The organism is Isoptericola aurantiacus (genome assembly GCF_044769875.1).
Classification (GTDB): Bacteria; Actinomycetota; Actinomycetes; order Actinomycetales; family Cellulomonadaceae; genus Isoptericola; species Isoptericola aurantiacus.
Map to the genome: position 1 here is coordinate 1,212,937 of NZ_JBJBAE010000001.1, position 17,295 is coordinate 1,230,231.

The 17,295-nt window shown below is 72.4% G+C and carries 15 protein-coding genes and 1 pseudogene; 11 read left to right on the forward strand and 5 right to left on the reverse strand.

Going from position 1 to position 17,295, the window contains the following annotated elements; translation table 11 throughout:
• Nucleotides 1-62: 62 nt before the first annotated feature.
• The 3 genes from exaC to ACIQLL_RS05515 all read left to right on the forward strand — a co-directional run bounded on the left by exaC (nt 63) and on the right by ACIQLL_RS05515 (nt 3,201).
• Entirely contained in the window at nt 63-1,586 is a 1,524-nt protein-coding gene (gene exaC / locus ACIQLL_RS05505; RefSeq protein ID WP_402464147.1) for an acetaldehyde dehydrogenase ExaC, read from the forward strand.
• 12 nt (nt 1,587-1,598) lie between these two features.
• Nucleotides 1,599-2,030: a DUF779 domain-containing protein gene (locus ACIQLL_RS05510; RefSeq protein WP_402464149.1), complete on the forward strand. Its 432-nt coding sequence runs from the start codon at nt 1,599-1,601 to the stop codon at nt 2,028-2,030.
• Between the two features lie 124 nt (nt 2,031-2,154).
• Complete coding sequence (locus ACIQLL_RS05515; protein ID WP_402464151.1) at nt 2,155-3,201, forward strand: hypothetical protein; 1,047 nt, start codon at nt 2,155-2,157, stop codon at nt 3,199-3,201.
• A gap of 104 nt (nt 3,202-3,305) precedes the next feature.
• Here ACIQLL_RS05515 and ACIQLL_RS05520 read toward each other — a convergent pair whose 3' ends face one another.
• A complete protein-coding gene (locus ACIQLL_RS05520; protein ID WP_402464153.1) occupies nt 3,306-3,782 on the reverse strand; it encodes an HNH endonuclease in 477 nt (158 codons plus the stop codon).
• A 327-nt stretch (nt 3,783-4,109) separates the two neighbouring features.
• On the opposite strand from ACIQLL_RS05520, the gene ACIQLL_RS05525 reads away from it, so the two are divergent.
• On the forward strand, nt 4,110-5,198 hold the full coding sequence (locus ACIQLL_RS05525; protein ID WP_402464155.1) for an FUSC family protein: 1,089 nt from the start codon (nt 4,110-4,112) through the stop codon (nt 5,196-5,198).
• Between the two features lie 22 nt (nt 5,199-5,220).
• Here the strand turns inward: ACIQLL_RS05525 and ACIQLL_RS05530 are convergent, their stop codons facing one another.
• Both ACIQLL_RS05530 and ACIQLL_RS05535 read right to left on the reverse strand, forming a co-directional pair.
• Nucleotides 5,221-6,132, reverse strand: coding sequence for a CHAD domain-containing protein (locus ACIQLL_RS05530; RefSeq protein WP_402464157.1), 912 nt, complete (start codon nt 6,130-6,132; stop codon nt 5,221-5,223).
• A 31-nt stretch (nt 6,133-6,163) separates the two neighbouring features.
• A complete protein-coding gene (locus ACIQLL_RS05535) occupies nt 6,164-6,598 on the reverse strand; it encodes a hypothetical protein (protein WP_402464159.1) in 435 nt (144 codons plus the stop codon).
• Between the two features lie 181 nt (nt 6,599-6,779).
• Between ACIQLL_RS05535 and ACIQLL_RS05540 the strand changes: the two genes are divergently transcribed.
• On the forward strand, nt 6,780-7,955 hold the full coding sequence (locus tag ACIQLL_RS05540; protein WP_402464161.1) for a glycosyltransferase: 1,176 nt from the start codon (nt 6,780-6,782) through the stop codon (nt 7,953-7,955).
• A gap of 107 nt (nt 7,956-8,062) precedes the next feature.
• Here ACIQLL_RS05540 and ACIQLL_RS05545 read toward each other — a convergent pair whose 3' ends face one another.
• The gene (locus ACIQLL_RS05545) at nt 8,063-8,902 is read right to left on the reverse strand and encodes a DUF4190 domain-containing protein (protein ID WP_402464163.1); all 840 of its coding nucleotides are present in this window, start codon (nt 8,900-8,902) and stop codon (nt 8,063-8,065) included.
• 26 nt (nt 8,903-8,928) lie between these two features.
• Entirely contained in the window at nt 8,929-9,537 is a 609-nt protein-coding gene (locus ACIQLL_RS05550) for a hypothetical protein (RefSeq protein ID WP_402464165.1), read from the reverse strand.
• A 293-nt stretch (nt 9,538-9,830) separates the two neighbouring features.
• Between ACIQLL_RS05550 and ACIQLL_RS05555 the strand changes: the two genes are divergently transcribed.
• The 6 genes and pseudogenes from ACIQLL_RS05555 (at nt 9,831) to ACIQLL_RS05580 (ending at nt 17,292) form a co-directional block, all read left to right on the forward strand.
• Entirely contained in the window at nt 9,831-11,921 is a 2,091-nt protein-coding gene (locus ACIQLL_RS05555) for a hypothetical protein (protein ID WP_402464167.1), read from the forward strand.
• Nucleotides 11,922-11,986: 65 nt separating this feature from the next.
• Nucleotides 11,987-13,555, forward strand: a complete 1,569-nt coding sequence (locus ACIQLL_RS05560) for a class I SAM-dependent DNA methyltransferase (protein ID WP_449768904.1) — start codon at nt 11,987-11,989, stop codon at nt 13,553-13,555.
• Entirely contained in the window at nt 13,548-14,726 is a 1,179-nt protein-coding gene (locus tag ACIQLL_RS05565; RefSeq protein ID WP_402464171.1) for a restriction endonuclease subunit S, read from the forward strand. Before ACIQLL_RS05560 ends, ACIQLL_RS05565 begins: the two co-directional genes overlap by 8 nt.
• Nucleotides 14,727-14,982: 256 nt before the next feature.
• Nucleotides 14,983-15,096 (forward strand): annotated as a pseudogene (locus tag ACIQLL_RS05570) (Abi family protein); the annotation flags it as partial.
• 58 nt (nt 15,097-15,154) lie between these two features.
• The gene (locus ACIQLL_RS05575; protein ID WP_402464173.1) at nt 15,155-15,838 is read left to right on the forward strand and encodes an Abi family protein; all 684 of its coding nucleotides are present in this window, start codon (nt 15,155-15,157) and stop codon (nt 15,836-15,838) included.
• Nucleotides 15,839-16,101: 263 nt separating this feature from the next.
• Nucleotides 16,102-17,292 carry a Fic family protein gene (locus ACIQLL_RS05580; protein ID WP_402464175.1) on the forward strand — a complete coding sequence of 397 codons (1,191 nt, stop codon included), beginning with the start codon at nt 16,102-16,104 and terminating at the stop codon, nt 17,290-17,292.
• The last annotated feature ends 3 nt before the right edge of the window (nt 17,293-17,295 follow it).

Here is a 17,295-nt window from a genome sequence, read left to right on the forward strand (position 1 = left end):
GACGCCCGCCGGCCCGAGGACCCGGCACGGCCGCGGCGAGGTGAGCACTGCGAGGAGGCAGCATGTCCGTCTACACGCCCCCGGGGCAGCCCGGGTCGATCGTCGAGTTCCGCAGCCGTTACGACCACTGGATCGGCGGCGAGTACGTCCCGCCGTCGAGCGGCGAGTACTTCGAGAACCCGAGCCCCGTCACCGGGCAGACCTTCTGCGAGGTCGCGCGCGGCAACGCCGACGACATCGAGCGGGCGCTCGACGCCGCCCACGGCGCCGCACCGGCCTGGGGCCGCACGTCGGCCACCGAACGGGCCAACGTCCTGAACCGGATCGCGGACCGCATCGAGGCGAACCTGGAGAAGATCGCCGTCGCCGAGTGCTGGGAGAACGGCAAGGCGGTCCGCGAGACCCTCGGCGCCGACATCCCGCTCGCCGTGGACCACTTCCGCTACTTCGCCGGCGCCATCCGCGCCCAGGAGGGGTCGGTCTCCGAGATCGACGGCGACACCATCGCCTACCACTTCCACGAGCCGCTCGGCGTCGTCGGGCAGATCATCCCGTGGAACTTCCCGATCCTCATGGCCACCTGGAAGCTGGCGCCGGCGCTCGCGGCGGGCAACGCCGTCGTGCTCAAGCCGGCCGAGCAGACCCCGGCCTCGATCCTCTACCTGATGGACATCATCGGGGACCTGCTGCCGCCCGGCGTGGTCAACGTGGTCAACGGGTTCGGCGCGGAGGCGGGCAAGCCGCTCGCGTCGTCGTCGCGCGTGCGCAAGATCGCGTTCACCGGGGAGACCACCACGGGCCGGCTCATCATGCAGTACGCCTCGCAGAACATCATCCCGGTGACCCTGGAGCTGGGTGGCAAGAGCCCGAACGTGTTCTTCTCCGACGTCGCGGCGGAACGGGACGACTTCTACGACAAGGCGCTCGAGGGCTTCACCATGTTCGCCTTCAACCAGGGCGAGGTGTGCACCTGCCCGTCGCGGGCGCTCATCCAGTCCGACATCTACGACCAGTTCCTCGGCGACGCCCTGCAGCGCACCGAGGCCGCCGTCCAGGGCAACCCCCTGGACACCGACACGATGGTCGGGGCGCAGGCCTCCAACGACCAGCTCGAGAAGATCCTGTCGTACATCGACATCGGCAAGGCCGAGGGTGCCAAGGTCCTCACCGGAGGGGAGCGGGCCGACCTCGGTGGCGACCTGTCCGGCGGGTACTACGTGACGCCCACGATCTTCGAGGGCAAGAACTCCATGCGGATCTTCCAGGAGGAGATCTTCGGGCCGGTCGTGTCGGTCACCGACTTCGCCGACTTCGACGACGCGATCAAGACGGCCAACGACACGCTGTACGGCCTCGGGGCCGGCGTGTGGACCCGCAACGGGACGACGGCGTACAAGGCCGGTCGGGCCATCGAGGCCGGTCGCGTGTGGACCAACTGCTACCACGCCTACCCGGCGGCCGCGGCATTCGGCGGCTACAAGGGGTCCGGTGTGGGCCGCGAGAACCACAAGATGATGCTCGACCACTACCAGCAGACCAAGAACCTGCTCGTCAGCTACTCCGGCGTGCGCGACGGGTTCTTCTAGGCCGGGGGAGAGATGACGACGCACGACGACGGCACGGTCGACGCCCGGCCGCGCCCCGCCCGCGTCGCCGTCACCGACGCCGCGGCCGAGCTGCTCGCTCGGCTGCGGCGCCGGCACGGCGACCTGATGTTCCACCAGTCCGGCGGATGCTGCGACGGGTCCAGCCCCATGTGCTTCCCGGCGGGCGACTTCCTCACGGGCGACGCGGACGTGCACCTCGGCGACCTGACGGTGGCCGACGGCGGCACGGACGATCCCGGGACCTTCACCGTCCCGGTGTGGATGAGCCGGGCGCAGTTCGAGTACTGGAGTCACACCCACCTGACCATCGACGTGGTCCCCGGCCGGGGGGCGGGGTTCAGCGTCGAGGCGCCCGAGGGAGTGCGGTTCCTCATCAGGTCGCGACTGTTCACCGACGCCGAGGCGGACGCGCTGCGGGGCTGACCGCCGCCGTCGTGCGGTGCCGTGCCGCGCCCGGCCGCCGGGGCCCCCGGAGCGGCCCCGGCGGTGCCGGTCCGATCGGTGCCGGGGGTGTCGCCAGGGGCACCGACCGGCTATGTTGCCCTTCGTGAGCACCGAAGCAGAGGCCTTCCCGTCCGTGTCGTCGCTGCCGGCCTGGCTCGTGCCGTCCGTGTACCTGAACTGGTCCACCGACTGGCTGCGCGAGTCCATCGCCATCGCGACCAACTCCCGTGAGCACGCCCTGCCGGGCGGTCCCGACGGCCCCAAGCGGGGCGACGTCGTGGTGACCGTGCTGGGTGACGCCGGCGTGGTCGCGTCCGTGGAGCTGATGGGCGCCTCGGACGGCGACTCCTGGATCACCGACGAGCTGTTCGGGCCCGACCGGCCGATCGTCTGGGCCGACCTCTTCGACGGGGCGGACGCCTACCTCGGCTCCTCCGGCTGGCTCCCCGCCGAGCACGCCCGCGCGGTGCTGGACGGCATCGCCAACCAGTTCCACGACGGCCCGGTCCACACCATCGACCCCGGCGACTGCGGTGCCGGCGAGGCGGCCTCCGACGTGCACGTCCTGCGCATCATCGGTCACCGCGCCGTGAGCGGGTGGGCGATGCGCCGCGAGGAGCGCTGCGCGACGTGCGAGCGGTTCGTGGACGTCCACGAGCTGCAGGTGCACGACGACGGCGCGGTACGCCTCGGCACGACCACCGCGGGCGGGCGCACGCTCGAGCAGGTCGTGCGCGACGTGCACCTGATGTGCCGCCCGTGCCACGACCTCATGCACGCCCACTCCGTCTCCGCCCAGCGGTCCCGCCTGCGGCCCCAGTGCCCGGGCTGCGGCGTGCGGGGTCGGACCAAGCGCATCGTGTGGGGCATGACGTTCCACGACGACGTCGTCAGCGCCGAGCCCGACGTGGTCTACGGCGGGTTCGAGGTCCCCGTCCCGGCACCCGAGTGGTACTGCACCGAGTGCCACGCCAACTTCGGCAGCACCGTGGTCGCGTCCCGGGTGCTCGACGCGCAGGGTCCCGCCGTCCCGCAGCCCGTGACGGGCGCGATCCGCGTCGACCTGGAGCCCGCTGTGGCGGGGTCGGCGTCCGACGCGCCGGTCGTCGAGGACGAGCAGTCGCGGTGGGAGCCCACGGGCGGGATCTGAGCCCGCGTCCGTCCCGGACCGCGTCCCGAGGTGGGCAGCCTGCCGATCTCGGGACGCGGTGGCGTGCCGGTGCGGTGGATCCGTGCAGGCTGGTGCCGCCGGACTCAGGCAGCCAGTGATCTGGCCCGACGACGACGCCGCGCCAGACCGTGGTCGACCGGCGGCACGTACGGCGTCAGGTGCAACGGCATGCCGGCCTCGACCGGCGTGCGGTCCGCCTTGCGGTGGTTGCACACGGTGCACGCCGCGACGAGGTTGAGCCACGAGCTGTCGCCACCGCGGGAGCGGGGCACGACGTGGTCGACCGTCTGTGCGGGGCCGCCGCAGTAGGCGCACTCGCCGTCCCGGCGCTTGACACCCTCCTTGGTGACGGGTGGGCGCCCGCCGCCGCGGTACAGCCACCGCATCGTGACGTAGCGGACCAGGCGCAGGACGCGGGGGAGGGGGAAGGGGCCGAACTGGACGCCCTCGACCGATTCCTCGACGACGGCCACCTCACGCACCAGCATCGTGATGGCGTGCTTCATCGACACACGGTGCAGCGGCTCGTAGCCGGCGTTGAGGACCAGCACGTCGGCCACGGTCCTGCTCCCTTCCTGGTGCGGTGCCCACGGGCCTGGCGGCCGGTGAGCGCTCGGCGGCTCCTCGATGGGTCGGCGTCTCGTGCGGCGGCGGTCCGGGCAGGACCGCCGGACGGGCGTGCTGTGGCGTCCGTCACGACGAAAGTAGGGGCGCGGAGGCGGGTTGTCCAGCATTTTCGCCCCCGGCAGGGCCTCCGCAGCCCCCGGGGCGCCCGCTATGGCTGTTTTCGCGGGTTTTGGCCCGGCGTCCCCCGAGATCCACGACGCCGGGCCGGCGCACCCTGTCCGTCCCGAGCGCGGCGGCGCGTGGTCGAGTTGACTGGGAGCATGCCGAACCAGCAGAACAGCGTGCTCGACCGTGTCGGAGCGTGGTGGTCCTCCCCGACGAACCAGACCGACCTGCTGCAGACCACCAAGTCCGTGGTGGCCGCCACGGTCGCCTGGGGTCTGGCCGAGATGGTGCTCGGCCTCGAGCAGGCGTTCCTCGCGCCCTGGGTCGCGCTGCTGACGGTCCACGCCTCGGTGTACCGCACGTTCTGGCGCGGGGCGCAGACGGTGCTCGCGGTCGCGACCGGCGTCCTGCTGTCGCTGGTCGTGGTCCAGGTGCTCGGGTCCTCGGTGTGGTCGTTCGGGCTGGCGCTGCTGGTCGGTATGGTCCTGGCCCGCGTCCCGGTGTACCGCGACGAGGGTGTCACCGTGGCGACCACCGCGTTGTTCGTCATCACCACCGGCTACCACGCCTCGACCGAGCACACGATCGAGCTCCTGCCCGACCGGCTGCTCGCCACCGCCATCGGCGTCGTCGTCGCGCTGATCGTCAACCTCGCCGTCCTGCCTCCGCTCAACGACCGCAGCGCCCAGCAGCAGATCGACGCGATCGACCGGAAGCTGGGTGCCCTGCTCGGCGACATGGCCGTCCAGCTGCGTCGGCCCCAGGAGGAGCAGGAGGAGGACGACTGGATCGAACGCACCCGGGGGATCACCGCGGACATCAACCACGCCTGGCGGCTCGTGGGCACCGCGCTGGAGAGCGGCTCGTGGAACCCGCGGCGGCGACGTCACCCCGCCGAGCAGATCCAGGACTACCCCCAGGTGCTCGTCCGTCTCGAGGAAGGGGTGTCCCAGACGCAGAGCATCGCGCGCCTCGTCCGGGAGTCCGACCGCGACGCCCAGACGTGGGACGCGCGATTCCACGAGCGGTACACGGACCTGCTCGCCGAGGCGGGGCGCCGCGTGGCCGACCCCGAGCCGGAGCTCGCCGCCCTGCGGCGCGACCTGCGCTCCCTGGCGGACGACCTCTCGACCGAGGACCTCTCCGGCAAGCTGTGGCCGCTGTACGGGGCTCTGATCGCGAACCTGCAGATGATCGTCGACGTCGTCGACGACGTCGCGACCGCCCGGCCCGTCCGGACCTGAGCGCGTCGTCCGGCCGGGGGCCTTACCCGACGGCGGACCGCAGGCGCGCGACGGCCTCGTCCGCGGCGTCGAGCCGTGCGGCCCCGCGGCGGGCCGCAGCGCGGGCGAGCCGGTCGTACGGCCGCCGGTCCCCGCCGTCGTCGGCCACCGACTCGGCGACGGCGGTGACGAAGGCGGCGAGCAGGAGCCCGTCGCGGTGGTCGCCGAGGCTCGACTGCAGCTCCTTGCCGGCGGCCCCGAGCTCGCGTGCCCCGCTCCCGAGGATCTTGGCCGGCCCGCGGGTCACGGCGCGGGCGGCGTGCGACACCCGACGGCCCGCCTTGCGCAGCCGGTGCGCCTGGGCCAGCAGGTGGTCGCGCTCGTCGCCGTCGGCGTCGCGCCAGCGGCTCAGGTCGACGTCGTCCGCGGCACGCAGCGCCCTCCGCGCCGCCTTGCGCAGGCGCTTCCGGGCCAGCTTCCGGGCGGGCTCAGCGGCCTTCGGGCCCGCCGGCGGGCCGGCGGCCCATCGGACGAGGTCGGCCGTCAGCCGCGTCATCTCGGGACCGGTGCACCACGCGACGAGCTCGCGGTGCGCCAGGGCATGGCGCTCGTCGAGGGCCTCGAGCAGGTGGCGGCGCGCTGCCAGCGGGACGCGCGCCGACCGGCCGACGGACTCGACGTCCTCCCGACGCACCTCCAGGTCCCGGACGGCGCCCAGGACGGCACCGAGCTCGGCCAGCCTGCTGCGCAGCATGGCCGCCTCGTCGCGGTCGAACACCGGTCGGTAGACGGCCAGCACGGTGCGCAGCCGCCGGACGGCCGTGCGCAGACGGTGCACGCCGTCGGGCTCGTCGGCCAGGGCGGCCGGGACCCGCTGCTCGATGCGGCGGACGTGCTCGGCGACGACCACGGCGAAGACCTCGCCCGCGGGATCGCCCTTCGAGATGCTCGACATGGCCCGACGCTACGTCCGGCCGTCGGCGCCGTCATCCCGTGAGGGCGTCGTCCATCGTCAGCGGTCGCACCGTGCCGCCCGCGGCCACGAACAGGCCGTGGAGGCGGAAGCCGTGCGTCGCGGACTGCTCGCGCAGCGCGAGGTTCCAGGCGCGGTCGCCGTCGCCGATGGTGGTCTCGCCCGGCCGGCACAGGACGGCGACGACGCTGCCGCCGGCCGCCGACTGCTCGGTCACCGAGGCGATCACCATGCCGAGACGGGCCGCGTCTTCGGTGCTCGGGATCTCGGGGACGCCGCGCACGGGGACGGCGACCCCCGACGCGCGGTCGCGGTCGTCGATCCAGGTCAGGCCGAGGGTGCGGCTGCGGGGCAGGGCCGCCCGGGCGAGCGTGGTGGCCAGTGCGAGGCGGTCGGCGTCGGTGACGACGAGGTCGCCGGGGCTGACGGGTGCAGGAGTGAGGTCCATGCCGACACCCTCGCGCCGATGGCACCGTCTCCGCAGGCGTCGTCCACAGGCTCCCGGCCTGGGGGTGGCCGTCCCGCCGCGCGGCGCCGTGCGGCCGGTCCGTGCGCGGCCCGCGCGACTGGTCCGTGCGCGCGGCCGGTGCGCACGGCGAGCCGCGGGCGGTCGACCTAGCGTGGAGAACGTGCGGGTGCTGTTCGCGACCACCGGGAACCTCGGGCACTTCCTGCCCCAGGTGCCCCTCGCTCGCGCCCTGGCGGAGGCCGGGCACGAGGTGCGCGTGTCGGCGCCACGGAGCTTCGCCGAACAGGTCACCGCGGCGGGCCTGGACCCCGTGCCGTTCGGGGAGCCCTCGCGGGCGGCCGTGGGTCGGGTGTTCGCCGAGATGGCAGGGCTCTCGGTGCAGGAGGCCGACCGGAGGGTCCTGCGAGACGTCTTCGGGCACCTCGACGGGGGCGCGGCGCTGTCAGGTGTCGTCGACGCGGTCCGCACGTGGCGCCCCCAGCTGGTGGTCCGCGACCCGGCCGAGCTCGCCTCGCTCGCCGCGGCCGAGGCCGAGGGCGTGCCGCACGCCGTCGCCGCCATCGCGCTCGACACGTTCGTCGACGAGGTGGCGCCCGACGTCGCCGAGCCGCTGGACGTGCTCGCCGACCGCGTCGGACTCGCCGGCGCCTCCCTCCTCGAAGCCCTGCGCACCGCGCCCTCCTTCACGACCCTGCCGGCGTCGTTCGACCCGGTGGCGGTACCGGCACCGCGCGCCGTCGAGCGCTACCGGGCCGTCGCGGCGCCTGCGGCACCGGCTGCCGGGACGCAGCTGCCGCCCTGGGGGCGGCCGGACGACCCGCTCGTCTACGTCAGCCTCGGGTCGGTCGCCGGGACGATGCCCGGCACCGCGGACACCTTCGCTGCAATGCTGGGCGCGCTGGCACCCCTGGAGGTGCGTGTCCTGCTGACGGTCGGGCGCGGCGTCGACCCCGACGGGCTGCGTCCCTGGCCGGCCAACGCCCGGGTGGTGCGGTGGTGGGACCAGGCCGCCGTCATGCCGCACGCGGCGGTCGTCGTCGGGCACGGCGGCTTCGGCACGACGACGGCGGCGCTCGCCGCGGGCGTGCCCCAGGTCGCGGTGCCCCTGTTCTCCACGGACCAGTGGGCCAACGCCCGGCGTCTGGCCGAGATCGGCGCCGGGGTACTGGTCACCACCGACGACACCTTCCGCGAGCAGCTCGCAGCAGGGGTGCGTCGGGTCCTGTCCGATCCGGCGTTGCGCGCCGTGGCGCGGGGGCTCGCTGCGGACATGGCCGCCCTGCCGCCGGCCTCCGCGATGGTGGGGCGGCTGGAGGCGCTCGCGTCGGCGGCCTGACTCGGCGCCGACCATGCCGTCCGGACGGACGACGAGATCGTGGACACGAGGCCGGGCGCGCCGGACCCTCGGGGGTCGGTCCGGCGCGCCCGGTCAGAAGGAGCCCGTCAGCCCGTGGTGCGGAAGAACACCGGGTCGGAGAACCAGCCGGCGGTCAGCGTCCAGGAGCCCTCGGCGCCGGCCGGGACGACCACGCAGACGTTGCCCTTCCCGGTGCCGCCCTCGTAGAGCTCGTCGACCTCGTCGAGGTCGTCCGGAATCACCCCGCAGTAGTCGCTGTACGTGACGTTGTCGTCACCGACGAACTCGACCGTCAGGTCGACCCACGGGGTACCGGTCTCACTGCCGGTGTACGTGGCCTCGACGGGCACGATCCAGTACTCCATGCCGTCAGCGGGAGCGTCGTTGAACTCGTTCTCGGCACGGATCTCGCCCCACGCCTCGTGCGGCTTGCCCAGGTCGACCGTCCACTCCTCGTTCCCGACGGTCTCGGAGAACCCGTAGGGGTTGTCACGGGTGCCCGCCTCGGCTGCGGGCTCGGGCTCCTCCGCAGCCGACTGCGCGTCGGTGTCGGCGTCATCGTCCGAGGACTGCCCTTCGGCGCTCGCTGCGGCACCGTCCGAGGTCGGGGTGTCGTCCAGGGACTCGGAGACGTCGTCGAGCACCGAGCTGTAGAACGCCTGCGAGGCCAGGACGCCGATGCCGGCGAGCACGGACAGGACGATCCCGGCGATCGCCAGACCCCGGCGGGGCGCACCGCGACGTGTCTTGACGAGGCCGACGATCGCGAGCACCAGGCCGACCAGCGCGGTGAGGAACACCAGGTTGTTCAGGATCGGCACCAGGCACAGGACCAGGGACACGAGCCCGGTGACGAACCCGGCGACGGCCAGCCCGTTGGAGCGGGCCGGGGCAGGCGCAGGCGCCTGCGGGAAGGGGGTGGACATGAGGGGTCCTCTCTCGATCGGTGGTGTTACTGCTTGTCCCAGGTGCCGCACCGGCTGGACTCGAAGTCCTGGCCGTCGCGGAGGGTGACGGTGGGGAACCCGCCGGAGACGATGTCGTTGGCGACGATGTCGTCCTTGTTCGTGCCGGAGCGGTAGACGGCCCAGTAGCAGTCGCCCGTCACCGCCTCGGTGATGCGGTAGGTGCCGGGCTCGACGTCGTCACCCACGGTCCAGGTGCCGTCGGAGATCCGGTTCGCGGCGATGCGCTTCTCGGTCTTCGCCACGGCGTCCTCGCGGTCGGAGACGTCCTGCTCGCGCCGGTCGAGCGCTGCGGTGCGCTCGTCCAGTTCGGACTGCCGTTCCTCGGCGGCCTCGGTCAGCTCGGCGTTCGCCGCCTCGGCCTCCTCGGCCCGTTCGACGGCGGTGGCCTCGCCGTCCTCGGCCTCGGCCAGCGCAGCGGTCAGGTCGGCGCGGTCGGACTCGAGCTCGTCGGCGCGGTCCGCCCACCGGGCGTTGGCGACGCCGGCGCTGATGCCGTAACCGAGTGCGGCGACGAGCAGCACGGCGAGCGTGATCGTCGTGATGCGCCGACGGCGGTGCACGCCGGCACCGGACGGCTCGGGGTTCTCGGACATGGTCGTTCCTTTCAGAGAGTCGCTCGGCCACGCGGGCGGGGAGCCGGAGCCGGTCGGTCAGAGCGGGGTGCTCCGGGGACCTGCTGCCCGCAGGTTCCGGGTGCGGGAGCGGACGGGGGTGCCGGCGGGGCCGGCGGCCGGCTGCGGGGCGATGGCGGTCATCGCTGCTCCTTCGTTCGGGGATGCCGAAACCGTCGCAGCGACATGGGCGCGGTCGGGAACTAGAACGCGATAAGGGGCCATATCGCGGCCTTGAGCGCGGGATGTCCATGACCCCGGCTAGGCTCACCCGCATGCACACCGAGCCCACGCCGCCCGAGGTCGGCACCCCGGCCGTGATGGACCAGCTCGTGGTCTCCATGCCCGACGTCGCCGAGATCGCACAGGTCGAGCGGCCCGTCGTCTCGACGTGGCGCCGCCGCTACGCCGCGGCGGACCGGCCGTTCCCCGCACCCGTGGCCGAGGGTCCCGACGGCTCGCTGCGCTTCCGCGCGGTCGACGTCGCCGACTGGGTCGAGGCGACCGGGCGGGGCAACAACCCGCACTTCCGCGCCGACGTCGCGCTGCGGGCGTCGTTCGCCGTGACCGACCCGGACCGTGCGCGCCGGTTGCAGGACGGTCTGGCCGCCATGTTCTGCCTCAAGGACCTGGCCGAGCGTCCGCTCGGGGACCTCGACGCCGACGACCTGCTCGACCTCGCGGACGAGCTGGACCCCGAGGACGCCTTCCTCTACACCGAGACCGCGGACCTGGGCCGGGACCTGCGCACCGCGGCCGAGCTGGCCGACCTCGCGGCCGATGCCGCGTACACGCCTGGGCGCGCCGCCGACGCCCTGGCCGACGGCCACCACCGCGCACGACGTCAGGTGCCGGCGTCGGCCCTCGTTCCGACGGCGCTGCGCCTGGCGGCACGCGTGGCGGCACAGATCCACGAGGACGGCCCGGTCGCCGACCCGTACCCCGGCGCCGGCGACCTCCTGCGTGCGGTGCTGGCAGCCCACGACGGCATCGACGTCCCGACGGCGCTCCTCCCGCGGGGGCACCGGGCCGCGAGGCGGCGGCTGGTGGCGCACGGCTGGGACGTCGGGACGCTCACCGCCGACGGCGCCACGCCGCTCCCGCCGGGCGACGCCCTCGTCGTCTCGCAGCTTCCTCCGACGGGCTCGCCCGAGCAGCCCGTCCTGGAGGTCCTGGCCCAGCTCGAGGAGCTCGTCCTCGGGCTGGGCGAGCATCAGCGGGCCGTCGTCGTCGGCCCCGCGAACGCACTCACCGACGCCCTGGACGGTGCCGCCGAGTCGGTCCGCTCCGGGTTGCTGCGGACCGAGAAGCTGCGTGCCGTGGTCCTGCTGCCGCCGGGCATGATCGTGGACCGCTCGCGGCAACGACTCGCGCTGTGGGTCCTGGGCGCCCCGCCCTCCGGCGTCGCCATCGCCGAGCGGTGGACGATGGTCGCCGATCTGTCCGACCGCTCCGTACCCGAGCTCCTCGACGCGACCATCGTGGAGGACCTGCTCACCGACGTCGCCGCATCACTCGGCGGGCCGCGGGACGTGGCCTCGCACGCCTTCCGGTTCGCTCGGTTCGTCCGGATGGCACCGCTGCTCGCCGCAGGCGGCAGCATCGTCGCGGCCGGGCGCCGGCCGATCTCCGGCATCCGGGAGGACGACGGCGCGACGGCCCTGCGGATCCGCGAGCTCGGCGCGGCGCTCGACGGCGGTCCGCGGCCACCGCTCGGCCTCGCGGTCCGGCGCAGTGCGGCCACCGGGGTGCGCAGGGCGCCGCTGTGGGCCCTCACCGAGCAACGCCGCCTGAAGCAGCTCGCCGGCAACCGGGTCGACCCGGACCTGGTGGTGGACGCGCCCTCGCGGGACGCCGCGCTGCTCCGGGTGGTCGGTGTCCCTGAGCTCACCGGGCAGCGGGAGTGGGGGACGCGCGGCGTCGACCGGCTCCGCCTGGTCGCGTCCAACCCGTCCGGGCGCCTCACCGAGCCGGGCGACGTGGTTTTCACCGTGGCCCCCTACCCGGTCGCCGTCGTCGACCACGACGGGTTCTCCGTCGTCGAGTACCCCGCGCAGATCCTGCGGGTCCTGCCCCCGGCGCCGACGGCCGACGGCGTGACCCCCGACGCCGTCGTCGTGCCGGCGGTCCTGGCCCGGGACGTCACCGCCCAGCCCTCCGGCGCCAAGTGGTGGCGGGCCTGGGAGACGCGGCTGGTGCCGGCCGACCAGGCCGACGAGGTCGCACGCGTCCTGCGCACGGTGAGCGAGCGCGCCGCGGCGGCACGCCGCGAGCTCCTCGCGTTGGACGAGCTCGCCGGGACCCTGGCCGACGGCGTGACCGCGGGTGTCGTCGGCATGCGCTTGGATGGGGGCGACCCCCTGTGAGGAAGGAACTGCGAGTGCCACCGAGGACGAAGGCCCCCACACCGTCGGTCGCCACGGCGACCACCATGAAGGAGCTGAAGGACACGCTCTGGAAGGCGGCCGACAAGCTGCGCGGGTCGATGGACGCCAGCCAGTACAAGGACGTGATCCTGGGGCTGGTGTTCCTCAAGTACGTCTCGGACGCCTTCGCCGAGCGGCGCGAGGCGATCCTCGCCGAGTGCCTCGCCGACGGTCTGAGCGCCGAGGACGCCGAGCCGCTGCTCGAGGACGTCGACGAGTACCGCAGCGCCGGCGTGTTCTGGGTGCCGGAGCGGTCGCGGTGGGGCTATCTGGCTCAGCACGCCAAGGGGCGGGTGGCGACGCTCGACGAGCACGAGGCCTCGATCGGCCAGCTCGTCGACGACGCGATGAGCCACGTCATGGGGGCGAACCCGTCGCTCGCAGGCACCCTGCCGACGCTCTTCAACAAGGACAACGTCGACCAGCGGCGGCTCGGCGAGCTCGTCGACCTGTTCTCCTCGGCGCGGTTCACCGGCGTCGGCGTCGACGGCGAGAAGGTCTCCCGGGCGCGCGACGTGCTCGGCGAGGTGTACGAGTACTTCCTCGGCAAGTTCGCCGCCGCCGAGGGCAAGCGCGGTGGCGAGTTCTACACGCCGCCGGGCGTGGTGCGTGTGCTCGTGGAGATGCTCGAGCCGTACGCCGGGCGCGTGTACGACCCGGCGTGCGGGTCGGGCGGCATGTTCGTGCAGGCCGAGAAGTTTCTCGAGCGGCACGGCGCGAATCCGCAGGCGATCAGCGTCGTCGGGCAGGAGCTCAACGAGCGCACCTGGCGCATGGCCAAGATGAACCTGGCCGTGCACGGGCTGACGGGGGACCTCGGGCCGCGCTGGGGCGACACGTTCGCCCGCGACCTGCACCCCGACCTGCGGGCCGACTACGTCATGGCCAACCCGCCGTTCAACATCAAGGACTGGGCGCGGGCCACCGACGACGCGCGCTGGAAGTACGGCGTGCCGCCCGCGGGCAACGCGAACTACGCGTGGATCCAGCACATCCTGTCCAAGCTGGCGCCGGGCGGGTCCGCGGGCGTGGTGATGGCCAACGGCTCGATGTCCTCGAACTCCGGGGGAGAGGGCGAGATCCGGGCCCAGCTCGTCGAGGCGGACCTCGTCTCGTGCATGGTCGCGCTGCCGACCCAGCTCTTCCGGTCCACGGGGATCCCGGTGTGCGTGTGGTTCTTCGCCAAGGCCAAGGGAGCCCGGGCCGGCGAGGTGCTCTTCATCGACGCCCGGAACCTCGGGCACATGGTCGACCGCGCCGAGCGGGCGCTGTCCGAGGAGGACATCGCCAAGATCGCGGGGACGTACCACGCGTGGCTCGGCACCGAGTCCGCTGGTGGGGCCGAGTACGCCGACGAGGCCGGGTTCTGTTACTCGGCGACGCTGGGCGAGATCAAGGACGCCGGCTACGCCCTGACGCCCGGCCGCTACGTGGGCGTACCCGAGGTCGAGGACGACGGCGAGCCCATCGAGGACAAGATCGAGCGGCTGACGGGTGAGCTGTTCGCGCAGTTCGACGAGTCGGCGCGGCTCGAGAAGGTCGTCCGCGAACAGCTCGGGAGGGTTCGTGGCTGAGGCGACGATCGGCAGCCTCGCCAAGCGGGGCGTTCTGTCGATGGGAGACGGCTATCGAACAAAGCGTTCCGAGCACGGCACACCTGGCTACCGGATCATTCGGGTCGCTGATGTTCGCGACGGCGCGGTCTACCTGGATGGCGACGACTTCGTGTCAGTCGACTACGAAGTCCAGATGGGTGCCAAGGTCGCGGTGGCGGGGGACGTGCTGCTGACGACCAAGGGAACAGTCGGTCGCGTTGCGGTGATGCCTGGCGCCGACGAGCCTGCGGTCTATTCGCCCCAGCTCTGCTACTTCCGTGTGCACCAGCAGGATGTGCTTGACCCCCGGTTCCTGCGCTACTGGCTGCAGTCGACGGAGTTCTTGAGTCAAGCCGCATACCTGCAGGGCAACACCGACATGGCCCCCTACATCAGCCTCGCGGACCTCCGTGCGGCACGGATCACTGTTCCGCCCGTGACTGAGCAGCGCGCGATCGCCGACGTCCTGGGCGCCCTCGACGACAAGATCGCGGCCAACACCCAGCTCGCCACCACCGCCGACGAGCTGACGCTGGCACTTCTCGCCCCGGAGAGCTCGGCGATCCCGCTGGGGTCGATCGCTGACATCTCGCGCCAGAGCGTCGATCCGGCCCTGCTCGACGACCCGGTCGTCGCCCACTACTCGCTACCTGCGTTCGATGCGAACGGACGCCCCGAGGAGGTCGCACCGGCGACGATCAAGAGTTCGAAGTTCCTCGTTGATGCGCCGTCAGTGCTCTTCTCCAAGCTGAACCCACGATTCCCCCGCATCTGGAACCTCGCCGAGCTGTCCGACATACCGGCGCTCGCTTCGACGGAGTTCGTCGTTCTCATGCCCCGGTACGGTTCACCGAGCCTGCTGTGGGCCTTGGTCGCTCAGCCGCGGGTCGGCAAGTTGCTCGAGGGGATGGTGGCCGGCACATCGGGAAGTCACCAGCGTGTGAAGCCCACCGAGATGCTGGAGGTCCTCGTCCCGGACCCGCGCGACCTGCCTGAGGTGCTGGTCAATCAGGTGGAAGCTCTGGCTGCCGCTGCTCGGGCTGCCCGTGGAGAGCTCCCACGTCTCGAGGCGCTGCGCGACAGTCTCCTGCCCGCCCTCATGTCCGGCAGGCTCCGCGTCGAGGAGGCCGCAGAGGTGGCCGGGCTGTGATCGATCGCGCGGAGCTTGTCGGGTCGCTGGGTCCAGAGACCGAGTTCACCCGACGGGCCCGCGCGCGCTCTTGCCACCTGGTCGCCCCCACGCGTAGATTCGAACCACTAGATCCCCCACGCCTCTCCACGATGCGCAAATCGGGGGATTTTCTCTGCCCGGAGAGTGGTCGATGACGACGGCCCCGCCCGTGCGCCCGCGAGGCACCCGGCGCTACACGAAGCCGGCGCTCGACCACGAGGACCTGGTCGACCGGATGATCGACCGTGGTCTGGTCGTGCCCGATCGCGATCGCGCGCTGCGCTACCTGAGGCATGTCGGCTACTACCGGTTCTCGCCATACCTCATCCCCTTCCGCGTCACGCCGTCCACCGAACAGTTGCGCGACGGCACGTCGTTCGACCAGGTCCTCGGCCTCTACGTCTTCCATGTCGCTGCAGCACGGTGGCCCCTTCTGGTACACGGAGGCACAGCACTTCCGCGACGGGGAGAAGCACAGGACGTTGCTCGCCATCGTCCGCAAAGCGTGTCGGGACCAGCTCCGAGGCCGCGAGGACTCCCTGGTCGATGACCTCTCCCACCGGTCGGCGATGGAGCACTACCTCACCACCTACGGCGAGCCGGAGCTGCCGCCGTCGTGGCTGATGGTGGAGAGCCTCACCCTGGGGCAGCTGACGAGCCTCGTCCAGAACCTCGCGAGGATCTCAAACGTGAAGCGCATCGCCCGTCCGCTCGGCCTCGCGGCCCCGGTACTGAGCTCCTGGCTGCGGACCTACGTGCGGGTGCGCAACATCTGCGCCCATCACGGCCGGCTGTGGAACGTCGGGCTCGGCGTCTACCCGGCGATCCCCAAGCCGTCGACCATCAAGTGGCTCGGCGACACGGAGGTCCTCACCGCTGTCCCGGACCGCCGGAAGAGGCTGTACCCGGTCCTCGCGTCCCTGCAGAGCGTCCTCGTGGTCGTCTCCCCGCGGTCGTCCTGGGCTCAGCGGCTCAGCGACCTCCTCGACAAGCATCCTGACGTGCCGCTGCGGGGCATGGGCATTCCCGCCGACTGGCGCGACGACACCTTCTGGGCCTCCCGCCTGACACCGACGGCGAAAGGACAGTGACGACCGTGCAGATCGATACCTCGTTCGACGTCCGGACCGACTCGGGCGGTCGCGACCCCGACACGCACAGTCCGACCCTGCGGAGCCACCACCAGTACCCCTGTACGCCGAGTTCCTCCGTCGCTCCACCGACTTCGTCGAGGCGCGGAACCGGCGGATCGCCGGGTGGGCGTCCTCACCCGCACGCGGCCCGGGGGCCACATCCGGTAGTCCGACGGTCCGTTAACATCGTTTCCTGGTGTTTCCGATGTTAACGTGAGGTCGTGTCATCGGATGCGAGCTGGCCGTCGTTCGGGACCGAGCTCCTCGACTGGGAGTCCTCGGACAGCGAGTACGGTCCACGTGCGGGCAGGAGCCGCCGTCGTGGGCCGTACGAAGCAGCCGTCCCAGCCCGTATCGCCCGCGCCGAGCTCATGCTCGACGGTCCGACGGCCGCGCTGGTCGCCGAAGCGAGCGCCGAGGTCGCCCGACTGGACGGCGAGTCCCTCGGATCGCTGATGTCGTTCGCTTCCTTGCTGCTCAGGACGGAAGCTGCCAGCTCGTCGCAGATCGAGAACCTGACCTCGTCGCCGAAGGCCATCGCGCTGGCAGAGCTGGGTCGTCGCGGACGAGCCAACGCCGACGAGATCGTCGCCAACGTCAGCGCCATGACACGGGCGCTCGACGTCGCCGACCGGCTCGACGCTGACGCGATCCTGACGATGCACCACGTCCTGATGCGTGACCACATGCCCGGCGCCTCCGGAGCGTGGAGGGACGCCGCCGTGTGGATCGGCGGCTCGGCTCGCAGCCCTCACGGGGCGGACTACGTGGCGCCGCGAAGCGATCTGGTTCCGGGCGCGATGGACGATCTCGCCTCCTTCATCGCACGCGACGACCTGCCGGCGCTCGCCCAGGCGGCCCTCACGCACGCGCAGTTCGAGAACATCCACCCCTTCCCGGACGGCAACGGGCGGACCGGACGAGCGCTGATGCACGCCCAGCTCCGCCACGCCGGTCTGACGCGGCATGTTGTCGTGCCGATCTCGGCCGGGCTCCTCGCCGAGACCGAGCGGTACTTCGCAGCGCTGACCGCCTTTCGCTCCGGGAATCCTGTACCGATCGTCACCGAGCTGTGCGAGGCGGTCTTCCCTGCGCTGCAGAACGCGCGCCAGCTGATGAGCGACGTCTCCGACGCGCGCGGACGATGGACGGACGCCGTCCGGGCGCGTCGCGGCGCGGCCGCCTGGCGTCTTGCAGACGTCCTCGTGGAGCGGCCGGTCGTCGACTCGCGCCTCGCGGCAGAGCTGCTCGGTGTCACGACGGCGAACGCCCAGGTGGCGATCGACCGGCTCGTCGAGGACGGTGTGCTCGACCAGATCGGCCGGGGTGCCCGCGACCGCGTCTGGCAGGCGGTCGAGGTGATCGAGGCGATGGAGCGGTTCGCCGACCGAGCGCACCACCGGGGCCTCTGAGGA

Bases quoted from the DNA above. Each gene is read 5' to 3' on its own strand.
- ACIQLL_RS05525 (WP_402464155.1), top strand. From the start codon at position 4,110: ATGCCGAACCAGCAGAACAGCGTGCTCGACCGTGTCGGAGCGTGGTGG.
- ACIQLL_RS05535 (WP_402464159.1), bottom strand. From the start codon at position 6,598: ATGGACCTCACTCCTGCACCCGTCAGCCCCGGCGACCTCGTCGTCACC.
- exaC (WP_402464147.1), top strand. From the start codon at position 63: ATGTCCGTCTACACGCCCCCGGGGCAGCCCGGGTCGATCGTCGAGTTC.
- ACIQLL_RS05550 (WP_402464165.1), bottom strand. From the start codon at position 9,537: ATGTCCGAGAACCCCGAGCCGTCCGGTGCCGGCGTGCACCGCCGTCGG.
- ACIQLL_RS05545 (WP_402464163.1), bottom strand. From the start codon at position 8,902: ATGTCCACCCCCTTCCCGCAGGCGCCTGCGCCTGCCCCGGCCCGCTCC.
- ACIQLL_RS05560 (WP_449768904.1), top strand. From the start codon at position 11,987: ATGAAGGAGCTGAAGGACACGCTCTGGAAGGCGGCCGACAAGCTGCGC.
- ACIQLL_RS05555 (WP_402464167.1), top strand. From the start codon at position 9,831: ATGCACACCGAGCCCACGCCGCCCGAGGTCGGCACCCCGGCCGTGATG.
- ACIQLL_RS05530 (WP_402464157.1), bottom strand. From the start codon at position 6,132: ATGTCGAGCATCTCGAAGGGCGATCCCGCGGGCGAGGTCTTCGCCGTG.
- ACIQLL_RS05575 (WP_402464173.1), top strand. From the start codon at position 15,155: ATGTCGCTGCAGCACGGTGGCCCCTTCTGGTACACGGAGGCACAGCAC.
- ACIQLL_RS05510 (WP_402464149.1), top strand. From the start codon at position 1,599: ATGACGACGCACGACGACGGCACGGTCGACGCCCGGCCGCGCCCCGCC.